The sequence below is a fragment of the uncultured Anaerovibrio sp. genome (assembly GCA_902786545.1).
In the GTDB taxonomy this organism is placed as follows: Bacteria; Bacillota; Negativicutes; order Selenomonadales; family Selenomonadaceae; genus Anaerovibrio.
In genome coordinates this window covers 17,022-38,104 of sequence record CADACU010000004.1, presented here as the reverse complement: position 1 = coordinate 38,104, position 21,083 = coordinate 17,022, and the positions used below count along the sequence as shown (strand labels likewise).

The window sequence follows — 21,083 nt, the reverse complement described above, 5'->3', positions numbered from 1 at the left end:
TATTTTTTTTCTACAACTAATCCTCTGTAATAACCACATTGACCCCTACGCCGCCGTTATTACGGGAAATAATCGACTTCAACTCATCTATATCTTCATTGTACAGGCGAATACATCCCTCGGACGCATTGGTACCAATACTGGATGGATCATGAGTTCCATGAATGCCAATTCCATCCCAACCGGTATTGAGGGAAATAAACCACCGGCCATAGGCACCGGCAATTTCCCCCTTGCCATCACCGAAATCATGGGTCCAGTCTCCAGCATAATATATATCCTCTACCACAAAAGGAACCTTCTGGGAGTCCGTCCCTGGCATTGCTCCCGGAATAGACCCGGTAACATGTCCCCAACTGGTCGGTGTGGTCATATCCCCATCCCGATGCTTATCACCACTATTTAATGCAATAGCACAGGCATAAACCTTCACTGGCTTTTCCTCGCCTTTATGATATAGTTCCAGCTTGTGAGTACCCTTATGAATTACAATAAAATAGCTCTGATCACCAAAATCCCATCCGGATGTTTCTTCTTTTTTCGGTTGCTGTTTTTCCTTGATATCACTAACATCTTTAGTGGTAACTTCAACATTGGTTTCTGCCTTAACATTATTGTCGGCCACATTATTATCGGCTTTATCATCCTTCATTAAGCCCATAACCCAAGTAATGCCAACCCCCAGCATTAAACCAGCCACAATGACGGCTAAAAACCGCAACCAGTTAATTTTGCGGTTACCGCCCTGACGGCGCATCCGTCGGTAATTATAGCTTCGATTATCGAAATTATTGTTATACATCTATCCTACATTCCTATCAATATGAACAAAATTTGGCAGAAACCCAGCCAACAGCCCCATTGGACCGCTTTACCTGTATCCAATCCGACTGTACATTTAGTATTTCAACCTTTTCGCCCCGGTCAAAATAGCCGATGATATTGGAATTAGTCCCCGGATTAGCCCGCATTCTTACCTCAGTACCAGTTATAACACCGGTATTATGGGAAGCCTCGGTCTTTTTCACATCTGCCGGCTTATTAGCAGGCTGTGACTTGTTAATATCCGTTTCCTGGACAGTCTGCGTTTTGCTATTGGCCGGCTTGCTACTGCCATCCCCGCTATTGAACAGAATAAAATACGCCCCAACAGCCACAACTGCAATTGCTATAACAGCCAATATGATATACAGGCCACTGTTATTGCTGCTGTTATTAGTGGTAGTAATATGTGGAGGAGCATAACCATTATTCATATTACCAGCATGCTGCGGTGGAATAACCGGTTTATTCATTATAGGTGGCTGATTCACCGGCGGTTGATTTATCGGTGGCTGATTCACCGGTGATGGGTTATTATGCGATACAGCTCCCTGAGTTGGCTGACCGCATTTAGGACAAAAAGCCACTCCATCATTTAGTTGAGTACCACATTTTGCACAAAATTTTCCCACAATAAACTCCTATCCTGCCATCATTATTGATGACATATTATATTTTTCTAATATATAGTACAAAGCTGCAATTGATAAAGTCAAATAATCGGTGGAGCAATACTAAAACTGTATCAGTCTGAATTCCTTTATTAACTGAAGCAAAATGGCCGCTGTCCGATCTACTCCATACTTGCTTGACTTTATTACAATATCATAGTTATCGCCGTTGCCCCATTGATTATCAGAAAATTTTTCACAATGACGCTGCCGCTCCTCAGTATATTTTTCAATCCGCTCAATGGCCGCATCCTGATCAAGATTTTCCTTGCGCATTATCCGTTTTACCCGCTCCATCTCATCAGCAGTGATAAAAATATGCAGGGAGTTCTTGTGGCTCTGCAACACATAATTGGCCAGACGCCCTACAATAACACAGGAATCCTTGGCGGCAATTTCCTGAATGACCTGCGCCTCAATCCGACAAATCTGCTCAGCAGTAAGCTCTGCATCTTCATCAAATGTGGAAGTGTACCAATCATATAAATTATACAGAGCATTACTGTTAACCATATTTTCATGGTCCTCCAGATATTTGGTGGCAAATTCGTTGTTTTCAGTTGCCATCTGAATAACTTCACTGTCATAATATGGCAAATCCAGCTCATGGGCAATGCGCTTGGCAATAGTCCGACCACCACTGCCATATTCATGGGATATGGTAAGCACAAAATGACTTTCCGATATGGCATCATCCAAAAATGCTGCCATTTCCTTAACTTGATTTTCCGGCAAAAGAATATAGCCAAAATCCCGCAGCAGGCGGTTAAACACCTTATAAAAGATACCCGTACACAGCAGAGCCAATACAGTCCCTTCCCGGACAGCACCAAAATTACCCAAAAAAATTACACTTATGCCCAAGGCAACCAAAGCCATCACTATGTCGGCAATTATCCGTGTATGGGCATAGCGTTTAAAGCGCAACTTGCCAACAAAGCGCAGGAAGGATGCCATGGGCAACCGCCCCACATCGGCAATACGGCAAAAATAAAAGCCAAGGGCCAATAAAGCACTGGCTCCAACACAGGACAGCAGTTCAGCCCTATACGACCGATGATAATAATCAGACAAGGCATCCAGCCCCAGGTCAGTGAATAGGCCTAACGCCACTGCAGTAATAAACTGAAACATCACTACCCGTTTTTTCAGACGCCGTTTGCGAATTATCATCTGCACCAAAAGAAAGACCAGATTAAACAGCCCAATCCACATACCTACACTGAGATTTGTCACAATAAGCGACATTGTATATGGAAGAGCTGCCATAGGCGCAACGCCAATATTCGCCTTTATCATCAGGGCAACGCTAAATGTAATAAGCAGTATCCCCACTGCAACCACCAAATACCGGCGCAGTATCTCTGACACTGTCTTTTTCTTTTCAACCATCCTGCACTTCTCCAAAAATAAGCTAATGCCCGCCTTACTATACGCAAAACGGGCATTTACAAAACAACATAAAATGACGACTTACAAACCCGAACAGTCCATATGCCTTATGTTACTTTTTTAGTTAACCTTACAACAAAACCTTGTGAGAAACATTGATGCGACCCTTCTGATCGATTTCAGTAACCTTTACTTCCAGTTCATCACCAACATTTACTACATCCTCTACCTTCTCAACCCGCTTCTTGTCCAACTGGGAAATGTGGCAAAGGCCTTCCTGACCTGGCAGGAGCTCTACAAAGGCACCGAAATTCATAATACGGGTTACCTTGCCCTTATAGGTCTGACCAACCTCAACTTCCTTTACGATATCCTCAATGCAGGCAATAGCTGCAGCAGAGGCCTCCACGCTGGTTGCGCAGATACGAACCGTACCATCATCATCAATATCAATCTGAACACCAAAGTCCTCAATAATCTTCTTGATAACCTTGCCGCCAGGACCAATAACCTCACGAATCTTGTCCGGCTTAATCTGCATGGTGGTTACCCGTGGAGCATATGGGCTAAGCTCAGCATTTGGCTCAGCAATGCACTCCAGCATCTTACCAAGGATAAAGGCCCGTCCCCGCTTAGCCTGTGCCAAAGCAGCAGACAAAATTTCACGGGAGATCCCCTTAATCTTTATGTCCATCTGAATAGCCGTAACACCCTCAGTGGTACCAGCCACCTTAAAGTCCATATCGCCCAGAGCATCTTCCATACCCTGAATATCGGTGAGAATAGTATAATCATCCCCATCCTTAACCAATCCCATAGCAACACCGGAAACCGGACGCTTAATAGGTACACCGGCGTGCATCAAAGACAAGGTACTGCCGCAAACGGATCCCATGGAGCTGGATCCATTTGATTCAAGAATTTCAGAAACCATACGGATAGTGTATGGGAACTCCTCAACAGAAGGAATAACTGGCACCAAAGCACGCTCTGCCAAGGCACCATGACCAATCTCACGACGCCCCGGACCACGAACCGGACGGGCCTCACCTACGGAATAACCAGGGAAATTGTACTGATGAATATAATGCTTGGAGGTCTCTACCCCAAGACCATCCAGAACCTGCTCATCTCCCATGGAACCAAGGGTAGTAACTGTCAGCACCTGAGTCTGACCACGGGTAAACAGACCAGAACCGTGGGTGCGTGGCAAAATACCTACCTCGCAGCTTACCGGGCGAACCTCTTCCACCTCGCGACCATCCGGACGAATTTTTTCCTTTGTGATCATTCTGCGAACGATTTCCTTTACAATCTTATGAAGCATATAAGGAATTTCCTTAATAGCATCCGGATAAATCTCCAGGAAATGCTCCAAAGCCTCAGCCTTTACATTGGCAATATCTTCATCCCGGGCCAGCTTGTCCGGATTGCGGACTGCCTGATCCAGCTTGTCAGTTGCGTATTCACGGATTGCCTTTTCCATTTCCTCCGGTACAGCAAAGAGTTTAACCTCGCGCTTCTCTTTACCACAGGCCTTCTGGATTTCATCCTGGAAAGCAACAATCTTCTTAATTTCCTCGTGACCAAACAGAATTGCCTCAAGAATTACTTCCTCTGGCAGCTCATTGGCACCAGCCTCAACCATCATTACAGCATCCCGGGAGCCAGCGATAGTCAGATTCAGGTCAGACTTTTCACGCTGCTCAACTGTAGGATTGATAATGAACTGGCCATCAACCCGGCCAACCCGCACACCAGCTATTGGGCCAAGGAACGGAATATCCGAAATAGTCAAAGCACAGGATGCACCAATCATAGCAGCAATTTCCGGTGCATTATCATGCTCTACTGACATAACAGTTGCTACAATCTGCACATCGTTGCGATACCCCTCTGGGAACAGAGGACGAATAGGACGGTCAATCAGTCGGCTGCACAGAATAGCCGACTCACCTGGGCGCCCCTCTCTCTTTATAAAACCGCCTGGAATTTTACCAACGGCATACATTTTCTCTTCATAATCTACAGTAAGAGGGAAAAAGTCTACACCCTCTCTTGGCTCATCTGAAGCCGTAGCTGTAACCAAAACAACAGTCTCACCATAGCGAACCAATACTGCACCATTGGCCTGCTTGGCCATCTTGCCGGTTTCTACCGTAAATGTGCGTCCGCCTAACTGCATTTCAAAACTCTGCATTAAGTTTTTCCTCCTATTTTCTTCTTTATACCTTCTAACCGTCATAGTATATCATTATAATAAGTAAATTTCCACATATTTTTACTACAAATTAAGAGGGGCAGAAGTATCACTCCTACCCCAAAATTTTAGTCTTCTTATTTCTTAATTAAGCATTCCCAATTCCTAATTATCTCCTTAGCCCACTATCCAGGTTACGAAATAAACTACCAACGGAATAGTTACAAAGGCTATACCGATAAAGTCGATGATGATACCGGTACGCAGCATCTTGGTGATAGGAATGTATCCGGTGGCATAAACAATGGCATTTGGCGGTGTAGATACCGGAAGCATAAAGCCAAGGGATGCCGCCAAGGCAATACCTACTGATACCGGAATTGGGCTCAGGCCCGCTGACATTGCTGCGGTGATAGCCAATGGACCAATCATATTGGTTGCTGCCGTATGGGAAGTCAGCTCTGCCAAGCACAGAGCCAAAACAGAGAAGATTGCCACCATGGTAATCTGGGAAATCTCGCCACCAAGACTATTGACAATCAAGTCACCAATCCAGGAGGAAAGCCCGGTTTTATACATCATGGACCCCATGGCCAAGCCGCCACCAAACAATATCAAGGTCCCCCATTCGATACCTTCCTTGGCGTCCTCCCACTTCATAGTGAATTTTCTCTCTTTAAAGTCTACCGGAACGACAAAGAGCAACAGTGCACCAGCCATTGCTGCAATGGCCTCCGGGAACAGCCGGTTATACATTTTTAATACATCTGAAGTGGTTCCCAGGGTCATACTCATAAAGCCTGGCAATACCCACAAAACAACCGCCACCAAAAAGCAGAACAGTGTATTTTTCTGGGCCCGGGTCCAGGCACCCAATTCCCTGATGCGCTGGGCAATAAATTCCTCGGCTCCATCAATTTTTTCTACATCAGCCGGGAACAGCTTCATCAGTACCACATAGGCAATGGCAAAATATACTACCATTGCAATGGCACCCCACAGCATCCACTGGAAGAAGGAAATATGAATATTGGCCATCTGATCCAGGAACCCTAACATAATAAGATTAGGTGGCGTACCAATCGGGGTAAGAACACCACCGATAGAAGCAGCATACGCCGTCATTAACATAAGTCCGGTAGCATATTTATAATCTGACAGGTCAATATCCTTGCCATTGGCTGCCATCATATCCTTGATTGCCGACAACAGGCCCAAGCAGATTGGCAACATCATAGCCGCTGTAGCGGTATTACTTACCCAGCCGGAGCAAAGCGCGGAGGCCAAACCTATGGCCAGAAAAATTCGCCGAGGATTGGAACCAACCCAGGACATGGACAGGAGCCAATAAGAAAACCGCTTATCCAGTCCATGCAGCATCATAGCCTTGGCCAAAATAAATCCACCCATAAACAGGAAAATCATTGGATTGGCAAAAGCAGCAAAGGCCGACGATGCATTAACTACACCAGTAACAACTGCCAGTACCGGACCGATAAGGGAGGTCACCGGAATCGGCACCGGCTCCGTGATCCACCACAGGCAAACCAGAACCATAATGGATAACAACTTATGGGCTTCCAGCGTCAAGCCATCAATTGGGGTCATAAAAACCAATATGGCCAATAATGGTGCCCCGAACAGACCAATGGTTTTCCGTTTTCGGTCAAAGGCCTGCTCCGCCCGTTTCACTTCAAGGGCTTCCTGACTTAGTTTTCTCATTGCTCACATTCCTCCTTCGCGTGGTATACTAACGCAACGATATTCTGTAGTATTAACTTATCTGGTTAGCACACTTGGATTTTTCTAACTATCTGTTGCAATATTTCGACATAAAATTTCATATTCCTACAAATCAAAAAATTATTGCATTATTTTTTTTGGAAAAAATGGAGATATTTTTAAATAAAATATCTCCATTCAAGTGTAAATTTAATTTACTTAACCTATTTGTTTATTACAAATTCTTACTCATGCAAATTGTCTACAGATTAACATCAAATATTTAAAATTTCTTCCAATTCATTTTTTATTACCGTCACCTGAGGGCCATAGATTACCTGTACTCCAGTACCGCTCTGCAACACACCGCGGCAGCCACTCTCCTTGAGGAGGCGTTCACTGATAAGACTGCCATCCTTTACAGTTACCCTCAAACGGGTGGCACAGCAGCCCAGCTCTACAATATTGGACTGTCCCCCCAACCCCTGAATAATCAAATCAGCCCGTTTCGGCTCCTGAATGTCGTTAGCAGCTGGAATATCCACAGCATCCATCGGTTCCTCATCGTCCTCCCGGCCCAAAGTCTTGAAATCAAATTTCAAAATCAGGAACTTAAAGGAGAAATAATACAGGAAAAACCACGGAATGCCCACCATAGGAATATAAATCCAGTTGGTTTTAGCATCTCCCTGCAATATACCAAACAAAATCAGGTCAATGCAGCCACCGGAGAAAGTCTGCCCCACGGTAATCTGCAAAATATGAGCCAACATAAAGGCACAGCCATCAAAGAAGGCGTGCAGTACATACAGCATCGGTGCCACAAAGAGGAAGGAGAATTCAATCGGCTCAGTAATACCCGTCAAAAAGGAAGTAAGACCAGCCGACAGCAGAAGACCACCCACCAGCTTTTTCTTCTCCGGCTTGGCGGTATGATACATAGCCAGACAAGCTCCCAACAAACCAAACATCATGGTGATAAACCGGCCGGACATAAAGCGGGACACCCCGATATAGTACTGAGTTGTGTCCGGGTCACCCAACTGAGCAAAGAAAATTCGCTGGGTTCCTTCCACCAACTGACCATCGATAATTTCCGAACCCCCCAAAGCTGTTGTCCAGAACGGCAGATAAAAAATATGATGCAAGCCAAATGGGCCCAGCATCCGCAACACAAAGCCATAAATCAATGTGCCAATATAGCCCGTGGCTTCCACCAGATCCCCGATGCCAAAGATAACCTGCTGAAAATGTGGCCATATGATAAACATTATAATCCCGAGAAAAATTGCCGAAAAAGAAGTGACTATTGGAACAAACCGGGAGCCCCCAAAGAAGCCCAAAAACTGCGGCAGCTCAGTCTTGTTGAAACGGTTATGCAATAAATATGTCATAATACCTACGGCTACACCGCCAAACACACCCGTTTCCAAAGTCTGAATGCCCAAAGCCATCCCCTGGCCCACACTGGCCAGATTATCCTCCGCCAAAGTTCCATTTATCTTCAACATAGCATTGATGGTAGCATTCATTACCAGCAAAGCCAGGGCGGCGGACAACCCTGCTGTCCCCTTATCAGACCGAGCCATCCCAACAGCAATACCAATAGCAAACAGGATGGCCAGATTGGCAAATACCACATTACCAGCCGCTGCCATAACGGCAAATACATTTTGCAGCCAGGCAATATCCAAAAATGGATAGGCTTTGATGGAATTGGGATTAGATAAAGCTCCCCCAATCCCCAGCAAAATACCGGCTGCCGGCAGAACAGCTATAGACAACATAAACGAGCGCCCAAATCGCTGTGCCATGGCAAACAGGGAGCTCCCCTGTCCTTTGTTAAACAGCTCCATAAAAAATCATTCCCCCTCAAAATATATATCACTAACCTTGCAGCATTTTGGCAAACTTGGCCGTAATAAGCTGCGGTCGGGTGATAGCTGACCCCACAATCGGCGCATAAGCCCCAGCTTCCATAACCTTGCCAATGTCCGCTGGTGTGTTGATACGCCCCTCAGCAAATACCGGTACAGTCAAATCTTTAGCCAGTCTGGCCACCAAGTCAACATCCGGACCTTCCAACTGAGGTGAATAAGATGTATAGCCCGACAGGGTGGTAGAAATCGCGTCAGCGCCAATATCTGCTGCTGACATCCCCTCTTCATAGGTAGAAATATCAGCTAATACCAACCGCCCGGCACTATGAATTCGCTCCACCAGCTTGTCAATTTTCTCCCCGGCTGGTCGTGGCCGATTGGTCATATCCAAAGCAATCATTTCGCAATCAGTGGTCAGCAAATCCTCCACCTCAGCCATAGTCGGCGTAATATAGATTTCCGAATCATCATAGTTCTTCTTTATAAGCCCAATCACCGGCAACCCGGTTACCTTCTGAATTTCCTTAATATCCACACTGCTCTGTGCCCGTATGGCCACTGCACCGCCTTCTTTGGCCGCCAGAGCCATTCGTCCCATAATAAAGGAGCTGTGCAAGGGCTCATCCGGCAACGCCTGACAGGACACAATAAGCCCACCCTTCACATCTGGCAAAAAACTCATAAAAAAATCTTCCCCCTTAAAACTTTCTGGTAATATTCACCCCGCGAATATTTTCCGGCAATAGGGCCGCTGCCTCCCTATCCAGGATAACGGCTACATCACGGTGCAGCTGCAAAATAGAGGCTGGGGCTTCTGGCGTCACATCGCCACAAACCGCCTTATAAACCGCTTCGGCTTTATTACGGCCGTTAGCCAGCAAAATAACATGCTCCGCCATCATAATGGTTTTTATTCCCATACTGATAGCATATCTGGGTACCTCGCTAACACTGGCAAAGAACCTTGAATTGGCCTGAATGGTTTCTTCATCCAGCTCCACCTTATGAGTGGTGGCGGCAAACTTCACATCCGGCTCATTAAAGCCAATATGGGCATTTTGCCCAATCCCCAGCACCTGCAGGTCAATACCGCCTTTGGTCTCAATCAGCTTTTCATAACGCTCCCCCTCGGCAATCATATCTTCAGCCATCCCGTCCGGCAGAAACACATTATCTGGACTTATGTTAATGTGCCGAAAGAAATTCTCCTGCATAAAATAGTGATAGCTCTGGGGATTTTCCGGACTCATGCCAATATATTCATCCAAATTAAAGGTGGTGACCTGAGAAAAATCCAGTCCAACACTCTTATGAACCGCCGCCAGGCGTTGATACATAGACACAGGGGTACTGCCGGTAGCCAGTCCCAACACGCTGTCCGGCTTTAAATAAATCTGACCGGCCACTATATTGGCCGCTTCCACGCCCATTTGTTCATAGGACTCGGTAATAATCAGCCGCATCTGACTCCCCCCTTAAAAATATCCAGTTTACACCATCAAGCAATTACATTTTTAACCATATAAATGCCCTATCCCATTTATTTTAAATTTTAACACATTTCCCAACAACACAAAACCCGCCAGTTAAAAAACTGACGGGTTTGATATACGGCTATTGAGCAGCGGTGGTTTTCCCACTGGAGATTGGCCATTATTTACTATATATTTCCTTATCCACCTTATTTTCCAGCCGAGCCATAACAAAAGCCGAGGAAATATCTCCGGACACATTGCCGGCCGTCCTGATACAATCCATAATAGGGTCAATACCTATAAAAAGCATTACGATAGAGGTTGGCACTCCAGCCATTTCAAAAACAGAGGCCATCACAATCACCAAAGCTCCTGGTATACTGGGAAAAGTAAAGGTCAACAAAAGAGCCCCCAAAAAGAATGGCACAATAAACTCCATATCCACCGGCAAACCACAGGACAACCGCATAATAAATACCAACATCATCAGGTAGGCACCGCTTCCGGTCATATTAAACTGGGCACCCACTGGGATGGCAAACATGGTCAGCTTTTCATCAAGCCCCAGCTTCTCCCGACAAAACCGTATGGTTTCCGGCATACAGGCACTGGAATTGCTGATAGAGAACGGAATAACCAAATATGGCAGGATTTTCCTGACAAACGGTATAGGGGATATTCGTCCCACTACGCCGATAAATATGCAAAAAACAAGCATTATCAACGGAAAGGCCAAATAACCCGTAAGTATAATTTGGCCATAAGCAAGCAACATTGAAAAATCCGTATGCAGCATCATTTTAGTCATGGATACGGCTACAACAAAGGGCATAATTGGCATCAATACCCCCATGGCATCCATGGTAAATCTATTGCAAAACTCTACAACTTCCTTAGCACGGGCTGCCCTGTCCCCGGCTTTGGCCAACAGAATACCAAAAAATAGCGCTATAAATAAAATTTGCAGCATATTGTTGGACGCGAACGGAACAACCACATTTTTGGGCACAATACCCACGATTAACTCCATCATAGTAATGGCTTTTACATTTTCTTCCCTGCCTTGCTGTATCAGTTCCGCCATTTCCGGTATAGCACCAACCCATACTCCCAAAACAGTACCGATTAACAGGACTAGAGCTAGCTTCATTACAGAAACTCCTAGAAGTTTACCGCCCATTTTACCGATATCCGCTGCATTGGACATACCGGTTATCCCGGAAATAATGGAAAAGAAAATAAGCGGACCCGCCAGCATCATTAAAGCCTGAATAAACATACTTTGAATTGGGGTAAGAATTATTGACTCCAACCAACGAATTCCCGCCTCGTTTAAATAATATTTCAGTACACCCCCCAATATAAGTCCTGTTACCAGACCTGCTATAATTTGAAAGGCTTTTTTGCTACTGGAGGAATGAACCCGGATTGAAATGATATTATCCCCGTTACTTCTATTGTAGCTTAAGGAATCCTTATGAGCCTTTAAAAGAGCAAATACATACATTTCCTCTTCATCATCGGATATTTCTTCCATGGATACAAATGGATTAAAGGCCTCTCCCCGAGCTGATACGCTGATGCTGATGTCGCCAAACCGCTTTCGGATGGTTATCTTCCCCTCAAAACGATCCGGTGCAGAAGACGCCTTCTCCAGCCTAAAAAAAGCTTCTTCCAATAAAAGCATCCCTGTAAGGATTTCTTTTTTGGTAGCGCCCATTTCTGTAAGCCGTTCTTCAAGCCATTCAATAGTTTCTCTATAATTTTTATTAGAAATTGAACAGGTTTGCAGGCTCATGTATTTTCCCCCAATAAAAAGCATAAAATGGTCTTACTTTTATTCCTTCGACAAATTATTGATAAATCCTTTAATAAAAAAAGAAGCCACTTCAAAGAAGCAGCTCCTTTAAGGTAAAAATTATTTCTTTACTACATCCACCAATTCATCCGTAAAATATGGATTAGTCAGACTCATTCCTTCCGGAACATCAGCATCACGTGGCATAAACAACCCCTTCAGGCCAACAGCCTCATTGTTGGTTTTCTTTTCAACCGGAACAACGGTCCAGAACACCACATCTGCCTTCTTGGAGGTCAAGGCAGCCGCTCTGCCGCCACTTGCTACCTGTACAACCTCAATGCTGCACTTCAGTCGCTTGCCGATTTCCGCCAAAATAGCTGTATTGAAGCCTGCCGCATTTCCATCAGCCTTCACTAAATCAAGTGGTGGTAAATCACCGGTTACAGCAATTCTCAAAGGAACATCCCCTGGCTGGAATGGCAAGGTTACTGCTGGTGGCTCTTCACCCTTCTTTAACCCGGTAACATATTCCTTTGATAGTTTATCTAAAGTGCCATCGGCTTTCATTTCAGCAATAACCCGATCCAAATCTGCCTTTAATGTTTCATCTTCTTTTCTTACACCAAAACAAAATTCATCCATCGGATGATCGGCAACTTCCTTTACTATCATATTCTTGTTTCGCTCTGTCAAGTAACTTGCCACACTTTTATAAATTCTCATAGTCTGGATGTTACCGGCATCCAATCCCATCTGCATAGCGGATAGATTATCATAATAAGTGACTACCATTGCTTGACCGGATGAATCTTTTTCTTTTAATAAGCTGTTCAGCTTATCCTCGCTAAGATTTTGTCTGGTCAACAAACCAATCTTAACAGCATTTTTCCCATCCTGATTATTGTCCTTTTGGGCGGCCTGCTGACCACCGCATCCTATCAGGACAGTCCCGGCAAGGGCACAACCCAATATAATTGTAACCGCTTTTTTCCAATTCATTCTTCGTTCCTCCTCAATCTAAATCAATTTCCTGCAACTTCAACACGCACCCGGTTCTTTCCGCCCTCATAGGCGTACGAAATACTGGATACCCGTTTTTTCAACAGGGTGATACCAATATGCTCCATCCCATCATCATCCTGACTTTCAGCCAGAATTGGATTATACTCTGCACCACCGCTAACGACTTCCATAATGATGCGATCATCGGCTTGAGCATAAGTCACATCCAGTTTAAGGTCCACCTCCTCACCGTCGGCAAAGCTGCCATGGAAAAATTCATATATCAGCTCCTCGCTGGAAAGCTGGAGCAAATAAGTATGCTTATCATTTATGCCATATTTTTCCGCAAAGCTCCAAATGCCACCCTGAAGCTTCATCAGGTCAAACTCTGACCGCTTGGAAATTTCATAACTGAAAAATGTATGCTTGCGTATGAACGATATAGTTTTTTCCCTTTGGGGAGAATTGAATATCTCCTCCGGGGAACCCTGTTCGTAAATTCCCTGATCCGCAAAAAATAATATACGATCAGCTACTTCCTGGGCGAATTTCATCTCATGGGTAACTATAATCATGGTTAATTTCTGCTTGGCCAGCATCCGGATAACCGCCAATACCTCACCTACCATAGTAGGGTCCAATGCACTGGTGGGTTCATCCAGCAGCAATACCTTCGGCTCCATCATCAGAGCACGACAAATGGCAATACGCTGTTGCTGCCCACCGGATAAAACCGTAGGAAACACCTTGGCCTTGGCTGCAAGACCAACCTGGGAAAGCAGTGACATGGCCTTTTTTTCCGCTGTCACACGGTCCATCCCCAAAAGCTGGGTTGGTGCTAAACACAAATTATCCAGCACATTGTAGTGAGAAAAGAGATGAAATTTCTGGAAAACCATACCCATTTTTCGGCGAATAAGATCAATATTCGCCCCTTTGGCCGTAATTTCCTCGCCGTCAATGGTGATATGACCTTCATCCGGTACTTCCAAAAGATTCAGGCAACGCAGGAAAACGCTTTTACCGCACCCCGAAGCACCGATTATGGCAATCCGTTCCCCCTCCTGAACGCTGAGATCTACATTGTTTAATACCGGTAAATCACCAAAGGCTTTGGACAGGCCCTTTACATCAAGAATGCCCATTTACTCCGCCACCTCCCTGGTATCTCGCCATTCCATCCAAGCGAATATTCCATATACGCAATAGGATATAGCAATGTAGATAATCATCCCACCAATGATGGTTATCATTGGCTGCATAGTTCTGGAGGCGGTATTATAAATAACCCTGGTAAGGTCTGTGATGGTCACATAACCTACCACACTGGTCCATTGAATCAAATTCACAATAGTGGACTGATAAACCGGTCTGGCAATATGCATCATCTGAGGCAATGTCACCAGCCGAAATGCCTGAATACGGGAAAACCCCAATGTTCTGGCCGCCTCCACCTGTCCAAAATCAGTAGCCATAATAGATGAACGCAGCAGTTCAGCTACATGGGCTGCCGTATGGAGCGCGAAGGCAAGAATAGCCACTGCTATAGGCGAAAGCCCACTTTGGGCCAATACACCATAAAAGAGCAGCATCAGCAACATCAGTACGGGACAGCCCCGTATCAAAGCGATGTAGCCTGCCGTCAAAAATCGCATAAGCCTGTTATTCCCCATTCTAAAAAAACAGATAACAGCTCCCAGCAAAGTCCCCAATATCAGGGCGACCAACGATATTTCCACCGTTACCCAAAGTCCTTTACAAATAGTCGTGAAGGCACCGTTGGCAATAAATATTTGATAGATTATCTCCATATTTCCTAATGCCTCCATTCTATTTGCTTTTTGCGGTTTTATCCTTTCTATTCTTCGACAAATAAATGGTAAATCCTTTATAATTAACAAAAATTTGATTTAAAAAGGAAAAGTCCCCAAAGCCAAATAAAAAGCATTTGAGGACTGTTATTAAACTGGTTCAAACCCAATCAATATTGCATTATCTTTTCCAGGTACAAGCACCGCCTTGACATTCATCACTTTGGCTATAAGCACTCTGGGAACCATCATTATCCGATTGGTCATCATCAGCAGCCAGCACCGGCATTGTCAGCAACAAAATAAAAGTTGCCAACAACAGTAAAATTTTCTTTAACATCTACAACACCTCTCTTTTGTTTCCCTTCCCAAATATAACGCTTGATGAGGACAGGCTTCTATACATTTACCGCACATTATACATTCAGCAGACGATGTCTGTCGGGCTGGATGTATATTCATAGGGCAAACATCCTGACATGTACCACAGTCTATACATCGCTGTTCTGCCAACCGTAACCTGTAAAGGCTAACATGGTTCAATATGCCATAAATAGCGCCAAGGGGACATAGCATCTTGCAAAAGAAGCGATAAATAAATATACAGCCGACCATTATCCCCAACAGAATTAAAAATTTCCAGGCAAAAAGCACACCGGCTGCCTGTCGAAATTCCGGGTGAGTGAGCAATAAAGGAATAGCGCCTTCCAATGTCCCCGCTGGACAAATATATTGGCAAAAAACCGGCTGTCCATCGCCTTGGAGAATGACGCCCCATAAGGGCACCAACAAAACAAACATCACCAGCACAACATATTTGACATATATCAACGGAGAAAACAATTTCTTTTGGGGTACGGGAAGCTTATGCAGTAGTTCCTGAAAAAAACCGAAGGGACAGAGAAAACCGCACACCAGACGGCCCACTAACACCCCCAGCAACAGAAGAAATCCACTGACATAAAAACTAAAGCCAAAGCCTGCTGTCCCCCCCACCGTTTGCAGAGCACCTATCGGACAGGAAAGCATTGCCGATGGGCAGGAATAACAATTGAGGCCCGGGGCACACAGATTTTTCCATGGACCTTTGTAGATTTTTCCTGTCCACAAATTAGTTAGTTCCCAGTTGGTTATACATACCGTCAACATCTGCACGAATCTGCGACGAAAACCAAAGGTGAAGTGCATATCCTCACCCCAATCCTATACATTCCATACAAATTCTAATGGCCGTTTGAAAAACCAGGGCGGCTTCGCCTCGCCATACGCCGCAGAACATACAGCTCACAGCCACAAACAAAAGCAGCAGCCGAATTTTTCCCACTATTGTCACTTCAGATACCTCGCCAAAAGCTCCTTATATCTTGGCACATCTGCCCCTATTACAGCCTCACCAATAATATTGCCATCAGAATCCACAAAAATAGTGGTCGGAACCGCATCTACACTGTCCAGATAGTTCATGATGCCCTCGTCCGGTATGATATTAACATATTTAACATTTGCATCGGCAGTAATTTTTTTCGCTGCATTTATCGTTTTCTTGTCATTTTTATCACTAACATCGCAGACAATTCCGATAATCTGCGCATCTGCCGGCATTTGCCGGGCCCATTTCCCCAGCTCCGGCATCTCCCCAATACACGGCGGACAGAAGGTTCCCCAAATATTAACTACCGAAACCTTTTTGTTCTTGAAGATGTCCTGTGTAACAACATTGCCGGCTAAATCAACAGCTTTAAAGGCAGGAAACTTTTTCTGCTTTGTCGTGGATGAAGCATTTTCTGCTAAGCATCCGGCCGACAATAACAGAAGTGTCATCACTATCACAGCCATGCTGGTTAACTTAATAAAATTCTTCATAATAAACCCTTCCCTTAAAAATGTATTTTAATATTTATGGTAATTATAGCAAAAATCAGTGTCCTATAGTAAAGCATTTTTAAAAAGACTAAAGCGGAGATGCTCAACACACCTCCGCTTTGATAGATACTTATCTTTAATTAACCCAGCTTTTGAGCCAAAATCTGATTTACCGTCTGTGGGTTTGCTTTGCCCTTGGACTGCTTCATTACTTGACCAACAAGGGCCCCAATAGCCTTCTTGTTGCCGGACTTGTAGTCATCTACTGCCTTCTGGTTTTCGGCAATAACCTTGTCTACGATTTCTTCAATGGCCTTGGTATCAGTTATCTGCACCAGTCCCTTGTCCTTGACGATTTTCTCCGGGCTGTCAGGGCACTGCCACATTTCCTCAAATACCTTCTTGGCAATCTTGGAGGAAATAGTTCCCTTGCTGATAAGACCAATCATTTCCCCTAAACGCTTTGCATCCACCGGAGAATCAGCGATTTCCAAATTCTCTGCATTAAGATTCTTGGACAAATCACCCATTATCCAGTTGGCTGCCAGCTTGGCATCAGCACCTGTCTCAATAACTGCATCAAAATACTCAGCCATTTCCCGGGAGCTGGTAATAATACCGGCATCGTAGGCCGATAGGCCAAACTGTTCCTCCAGACGAGCCTTGCGGGCATCCGGCAACTCCGGCAGAGACTTTCTAAATGCCTCGATTTCCTCGTCAGTAGTAATAATTGGTACCAAATCGGGCTCCGGCATATAGCGGTAGTCATGGGCGTTTTCCTTGCTGCGCATGGAAAGAGTGATCCCACGGTCCGGGTCCCAGGTACGGGTCTCCTGAATAATGTGACCGCCGTCCTCAAGGACCTCTTCCTGTCGCTCAATTTCGTAGGTCAGAGCTTCTTCTACTGCCTTGAATGAGTTGATGTTCTTCATCTCAGTGCGGGTACCCAGCACATCACTGCCAGCCGGACGGAGCGACACATTCAAGTCAGCCCGAAGATTTCCTTCCTCCATTTTACAGTTGGAAACATCAATGTACTGCAAGATAGACTTGACCTTCTCCATATAAAGACGGGCTTCCTCCGGGGAAGACATATCCGGTTCCGATACAATCTCAATAAGTGGCACACCGGTACGATTGTAATCCACATTTGATGTATCGGAATCTTTAATGGTGTTGCCGGAATGAACCAGCTTGCCGGCATCCTCCTCCATATGGATACGGGTGATGCGGATGCGCTTGGTTTCACCATTGCTCTTTACGATATCTACATAACCATTCTCGCAAATTGGCAAATCATACTGGGAAGTCTGCCAATTCTTTGGAAGATCTGGATAATAGTAATTCTTACGGTCAAACTTGGAAAATTTATTTATCTCACAATTCAGAGCCAGTCCCGCCTTAATGGCGAATTCCAGCACCCGTTTGTTAAGAGTCGGCAATACTCCCGGAAGGCCAAGACATACCGGGCATACATGGGTGTTGTGTTCAGCGCCAAAGGTAGTAGCACAGCCACAAAAAATCTTGGTATTTGTTTTTAATTCACTATGGATTTCAAGTCCAATAACTGCTTCGTAGCTCATGCTTAGTTACCTCCCAACTTAGCCCGGTCATTGTGGAATGACTGGCTCTGCTCATAAGTATAGGCCACCCGGAGAATTGTCTCCTCATCCAAGGCCTTACCAATAATCTGTAAGCCAATAGGCATATTGTCAGAGCTGTAACCGCATGGTACAGAAATTCCCGGAAGACCTGCCAAATTAAGAGGAACCGTGCAGGCATCCTGCAAATACATTTCCAATGGATTGGAAATCTTTTCACCGATTTTATAGGCAGGAGTTGGTGCGGTAGGACATACAATTACATCCACCTGCTCAAAAGCCTTATCAAAGTCTTCCTTAATCAGGCGACGAACCTTCAGGGCCTTCAGATAATATGCATCATAGTAACCAGCACTAAGGGCATAGTTACCAATCATAATACGCCGCTTAACCTCTTCACCCAAATACTGGGTACGGGTCTTGGTCATCATCTCCACCAAGTCAGCAGCATCCTCAGCCCGCTCACCATAGCTTACACCGTCATAGCGGGCCAGATTGGTAGCAGCCTCAGCCGGGGAAATAAGATAATATGTAGAAATCGCATAATCGGTATTTGGCAGGGAAATCTCCACGATTTCAGCACCAAGCTCCTTCAGCTTATCAATAGCCTCACGAACGGTCTTTTCTACATCAGGGTCCATACCCTTTACGAAGTATTCCTTTGGAATACCCACCTTCAGGCCCTTTATATCCTCTACCAGAGCCTTGGTGAAATCCGGAACTTCTTCATTTACACTGGTGGAATCCATTTCATCCCGACCGCAGATAACATTCAAAATATTGGCACAGTCGGTCACATCCTTGGTTATTGGTCCAATCTGGTCCAAAGAGGAAGCATAGGCCACCAGACCGTAACGGGATACTCGGCCATAGGTCGGCTTCATACCAACCACCCCGCAGAAGGAAGCCGGCTGACGGATAGAACCACCGGTATCAGAGCCCAATGCCCAGATAGCTGTACCAGCGGCCACAGCTGCGGCACTACCACCGGAGGACCCCCCAGGAACACACTCCGTATTCCATGGGTTACCGGTCTTCTGGAAGGCGGAATTCTCGGTGGAACCGCCCATGGCAAACTCATCCATATTAGCCTTACCGATAATAACCGGATGCTGTTCTTTAAGTTTAGTCATAACCGTTGCATCATACGGTGCAACAAAATTCTGCAAAATCTTGGAGGCACAGGTAGTCTTTACTCCCTTAGTGCAGATATTATCCTTGATGGCACCAGGGATACCCTCCAAAAAGGAAATAGTCTCCCCCTTGGCAATCTTCTCATCCACGGCCTTGGCCTGGGCAATAGCCTCATCCCGGGTAATAGTCAGATAAGCCTTTACATCACCCTCCACCTCGTCAATACGGGCCAAAACGGCTTCAGTAAGTGCAAGAGAGGTTATTTCTTTATTAACAAGCATGTCATGCAGGACATGTGCTGGCTGTTCAAATAATTTCACAGTACTGCCTCCTCGTTTAGTCTTCCAATACCTTTGGAACCTTGAAATAGCCATCTTCCTTCAGTGGCGCATTGGACAGTGCCAAATCACGATCAAGGGATTCCTTCACCACATCCTCACGGAACACATTGCTGATAGGCAATACATGGGCCAGTGGCTTAATATCGTCGGTATTAACGGCACTCAAATTGTCAAAATACTCCAGAACATCGTTGAGCTGCTGGGTATACTGAGCTTCCTTGTCAGCAGGAATATCCAGACGGGACAATACTGCGACATTTTCCATATCTTTCTTGGTAACCTTCATTTTATCACCATCCAAATCATATATTGATATAGATTTCATATAAACACACAGGGGTAATTATATCATAATATGCCGTTAATTTAAACCACTGAACAAAAATCACCCGCAACAGAAACATCGTACAATAAAAAGCTCCCGACCGAAGTCAGGAGCTAACATAAACAATTATCAAATTCAGCTGCGATTTCAGCCCAGTTCCTCTGCCAGAGCGGCCCGCACCTTGTTCAAAATATCCAGATGCACCTCCATGGACAAATTATCCACGGTAATAACATTCTCCTTGGTACAGCCATCCACACTGCCAGCCGCCACTACCGCTTTAATCATATCCATCTCCAATTCTTTATCCGGCAGGAGATTTTTACCATGTTTTAGGGACAAAAGAGCACTTATGCCCCAGCCCCACCAGTTGGACACACCACTGACCAACGAAACCTGGGCACACTCACTGGCACATATCACTTCGCCATGGGGCACATGAGCCTCAATAGCCTCCCGCAAGGCCCCCATACCGATTTCATTGCCACCATCCCCGACAGAAATCGTAGTAATTCCTCTCTTTTTTGCTTCCTCAATAATAATGGTGGTATCAGCCAGCATATCATCGATTATATTCCCCCGCATATTGTGATAATGACCATCCCGGGCCTTTCCCGGCCGCTCCAGGGTAATCACATGGGTTGGGTTGAACTCATCCAGCTGCTGCCGGATAAATTCATCGGTGTTAATGGCTGGAATCAGTACTGGGGTTGTTTTACAGCCAACCGTCTTCAAGGCAGCGGTAAATGGCTTAAAGCCCTCATCATCCGTAAGCGGCAATATATCTACCCCCATTTTTTCCAAGGATGCCGCAATATTGGCCGTCCCCAGCGGACCGTCGGTCTCACCAATATACTTGTCATCTGCCAACCGAATTGGAAAGCCTGTCAGCAAAATCACCCGTTTGGTCCCATCTAGCGCCTCATTCAGCTCTGCCACCGGATTGGCCGGCAAAGACGGTATCAATCCCCGTTTGCCTGGGTCCTCCCGCATTATACTGTCCAGTTTGTCGAAAAAAGCCATACTTACACTTCCTTACTATT

At 45.3% G+C, this 21,083-nt stretch carries 19 protein-coding genes and 1 pseudogene; all 20 read right to left on the bottom strand.

Annotation, left to right across the window (positions count from 1 at the left end):
- Positions 1–16 precede the first annotated feature (16 nt).
- Positions 17–802, bottom strand: a complete 786-nt coding sequence (locus QZV24_RS01500) for a L,D-transpeptidase (protein ID WP_294519090.1) — start codon at positions 800–802, stop codon at positions 17–19.
- 16 nt (positions 803–818) lie between these two features.
- Positions 819–1,454: an SH3 domain-containing protein gene (locus QZV24_RS01495; protein ID WP_294519088.1), complete on the bottom strand. Its 636-nt coding sequence runs from the start codon at positions 1,452–1,454 to the stop codon at positions 819–821.
- 102 nt (positions 1,455–1,556) lie between these two features.
- Positions 1,557–2,885 (bottom strand): cytidylate kinase family protein, encoded by a 1,329-nt coding sequence (locus tag QZV24_RS01490; protein WP_294519085.1) that lies wholly within the window; start codon positions 2,883–2,885, stop codon positions 1,557–1,559.
- A 130-nt stretch (positions 2,886–3,015) separates the two neighbouring features.
- Entirely contained in the window at positions 3,016–5,085 is a 2,070-nt protein-coding gene (locus QZV24_RS01485; protein WP_294519082.1) for a polyribonucleotide nucleotidyltransferase, read from the bottom strand.
- A gap of 177 nt (positions 5,086–5,262) precedes the next feature.
- Positions 5,263–6,807: a DASS family sodium-coupled anion symporter gene (locus tag QZV24_RS01480; protein ID WP_294519079.1), complete on the bottom strand. Its 1,545-nt coding sequence runs from the start codon at positions 6,805–6,807 to the stop codon at positions 5,263–5,265.
- A gap of 275 nt (positions 6,808–7,082) precedes the next feature.
- Positions 7,083–8,663, bottom strand: a complete 1,581-nt coding sequence (locus QZV24_RS01475) for a PTS transporter subunit EIIC (RefSeq protein WP_294519076.1) — start codon at positions 8,661–8,663, stop codon at positions 7,083–7,085.
- Between the two features lie 31 nt (positions 8,664–8,694).
- A complete protein-coding gene (locus tag QZV24_RS01470; protein WP_294519073.1) occupies positions 8,695–9,369 on the bottom strand; it encodes an N-acetylmannosamine-6-phosphate 2-epimerase in 675 nt (224 codons plus the stop codon).
- 16 nt (positions 9,370–9,385) lie between these two features.
- Positions 9,386–10,150: a glucosamine-6-phosphate deaminase gene (nagB, locus tag QZV24_RS01465; protein WP_294519070.1), complete on the bottom strand. Its 765-nt coding sequence runs from the start codon at positions 10,148–10,150 to the stop codon at positions 9,386–9,388.
- A 190-nt stretch (positions 10,151–10,340) separates the two neighbouring features.
- On the bottom strand, positions 10,341–11,960 hold the full coding sequence (locus tag QZV24_RS01460) for a dicarboxylate/amino acid:cation symporter (protein WP_294519067.1): 1,620 nt from the start codon (positions 11,958–11,960) through the stop codon (positions 10,341–10,343).
- Between the two features lie 120 nt (positions 11,961–12,080).
- On the bottom strand, positions 12,081–12,962 hold the full coding sequence (locus QZV24_RS01455) for an ABC transporter substrate-binding protein (protein ID WP_294519064.1): 882 nt from the start codon (positions 12,960–12,962) through the stop codon (positions 12,081–12,083).
- Between the two features lie 428 nt (positions 12,963–13,390).
- Positions 13,391–14,104: pseudogene (locus QZV24_RS01450) on the bottom strand (amino acid ABC transporter ATP-binding protein); the annotation flags it as partial.
- Between the two features lie 6 nt (positions 14,105–14,110).
- The gene (locus tag QZV24_RS01445) at positions 14,111–14,776 is read right to left on the bottom strand and encodes an amino acid ABC transporter permease (RefSeq protein WP_294519061.1); all 666 of its coding nucleotides are present in this window, start codon (positions 14,774–14,776) and stop codon (positions 14,111–14,113) included.
- Positions 14,777–14,957: 181 nt separating this feature from the next.
- Complete coding sequence (locus QZV24_RS01440) at positions 14,958–15,116, bottom strand: hypothetical protein (protein WP_294519058.1); 159 nt, start codon at positions 15,114–15,116, stop codon at positions 14,958–14,960.
- A complete protein-coding gene (locus QZV24_RS10560) occupies positions 15,110–15,805 on the bottom strand; it encodes a 4Fe-4S binding protein (RefSeq protein ID WP_363137727.1) in 696 nt (231 codons plus the stop codon). The genes QZV24_RS01440 and QZV24_RS10560 overlap by 7 nt, the downstream gene beginning before the upstream one ends.
- A 163-nt stretch (positions 15,806–15,968) precedes the next feature.
- Positions 15,969–16,100: a CD1871A family CXXC motif-containing protein gene (locus QZV24_RS10555; protein WP_363137725.1), complete on the bottom strand. Its 132-nt coding sequence runs from the start codon at positions 16,098–16,100 to the stop codon at positions 15,969–15,971.
- A gap of 5 nt (positions 16,101–16,105) precedes the next feature.
- Positions 16,106–16,639: a TlpA disulfide reductase family protein gene (locus QZV24_RS01435; protein WP_294519055.1), complete on the bottom strand. Its 534-nt coding sequence runs from the start codon at positions 16,637–16,639 to the stop codon at positions 16,106–16,108.
- A 140-nt stretch (positions 16,640–16,779) separates the two neighbouring features.
- The gene (gene gatB / locus QZV24_RS01430) at positions 16,780–18,222 is read right to left on the bottom strand and encodes an Asp-tRNA(Asn)/Glu-tRNA(Gln) amidotransferase subunit GatB (RefSeq protein WP_294519053.1); all 1,443 of its coding nucleotides are present in this window, start codon (positions 18,220–18,222) and stop codon (positions 16,780–16,782) included.
- Positions 18,223–18,224: 2 nt separating this feature from the next.
- Positions 18,225–19,694, bottom strand: coding sequence for an Asp-tRNA(Asn)/Glu-tRNA(Gln) amidotransferase subunit GatA (gatA, locus tag QZV24_RS01425; protein ID WP_294519051.1), 1,470 nt, complete (start codon positions 19,692–19,694; stop codon positions 18,225–18,227).
- A gap of 16 nt (positions 19,695–19,710) precedes the next feature.
- Positions 19,711–20,001: an Asp-tRNA(Asn)/Glu-tRNA(Gln) amidotransferase subunit GatC gene (gene gatC / locus QZV24_RS01420; RefSeq protein ID WP_027397042.1), complete on the bottom strand. Its 291-nt coding sequence runs from the start codon at positions 19,999–20,001 to the stop codon at positions 19,711–19,713.
- Positions 20,002–20,187: 186 nt separating this feature from the next.
- Positions 20,188–21,063, bottom strand: coding sequence for a DUF4392 domain-containing protein (locus QZV24_RS01415; RefSeq protein ID WP_294519049.1), 876 nt, complete (start codon positions 21,061–21,063; stop codon positions 20,188–20,190).
- Between the last annotated feature and the right edge of the window lie 20 nt (positions 21,064–21,083).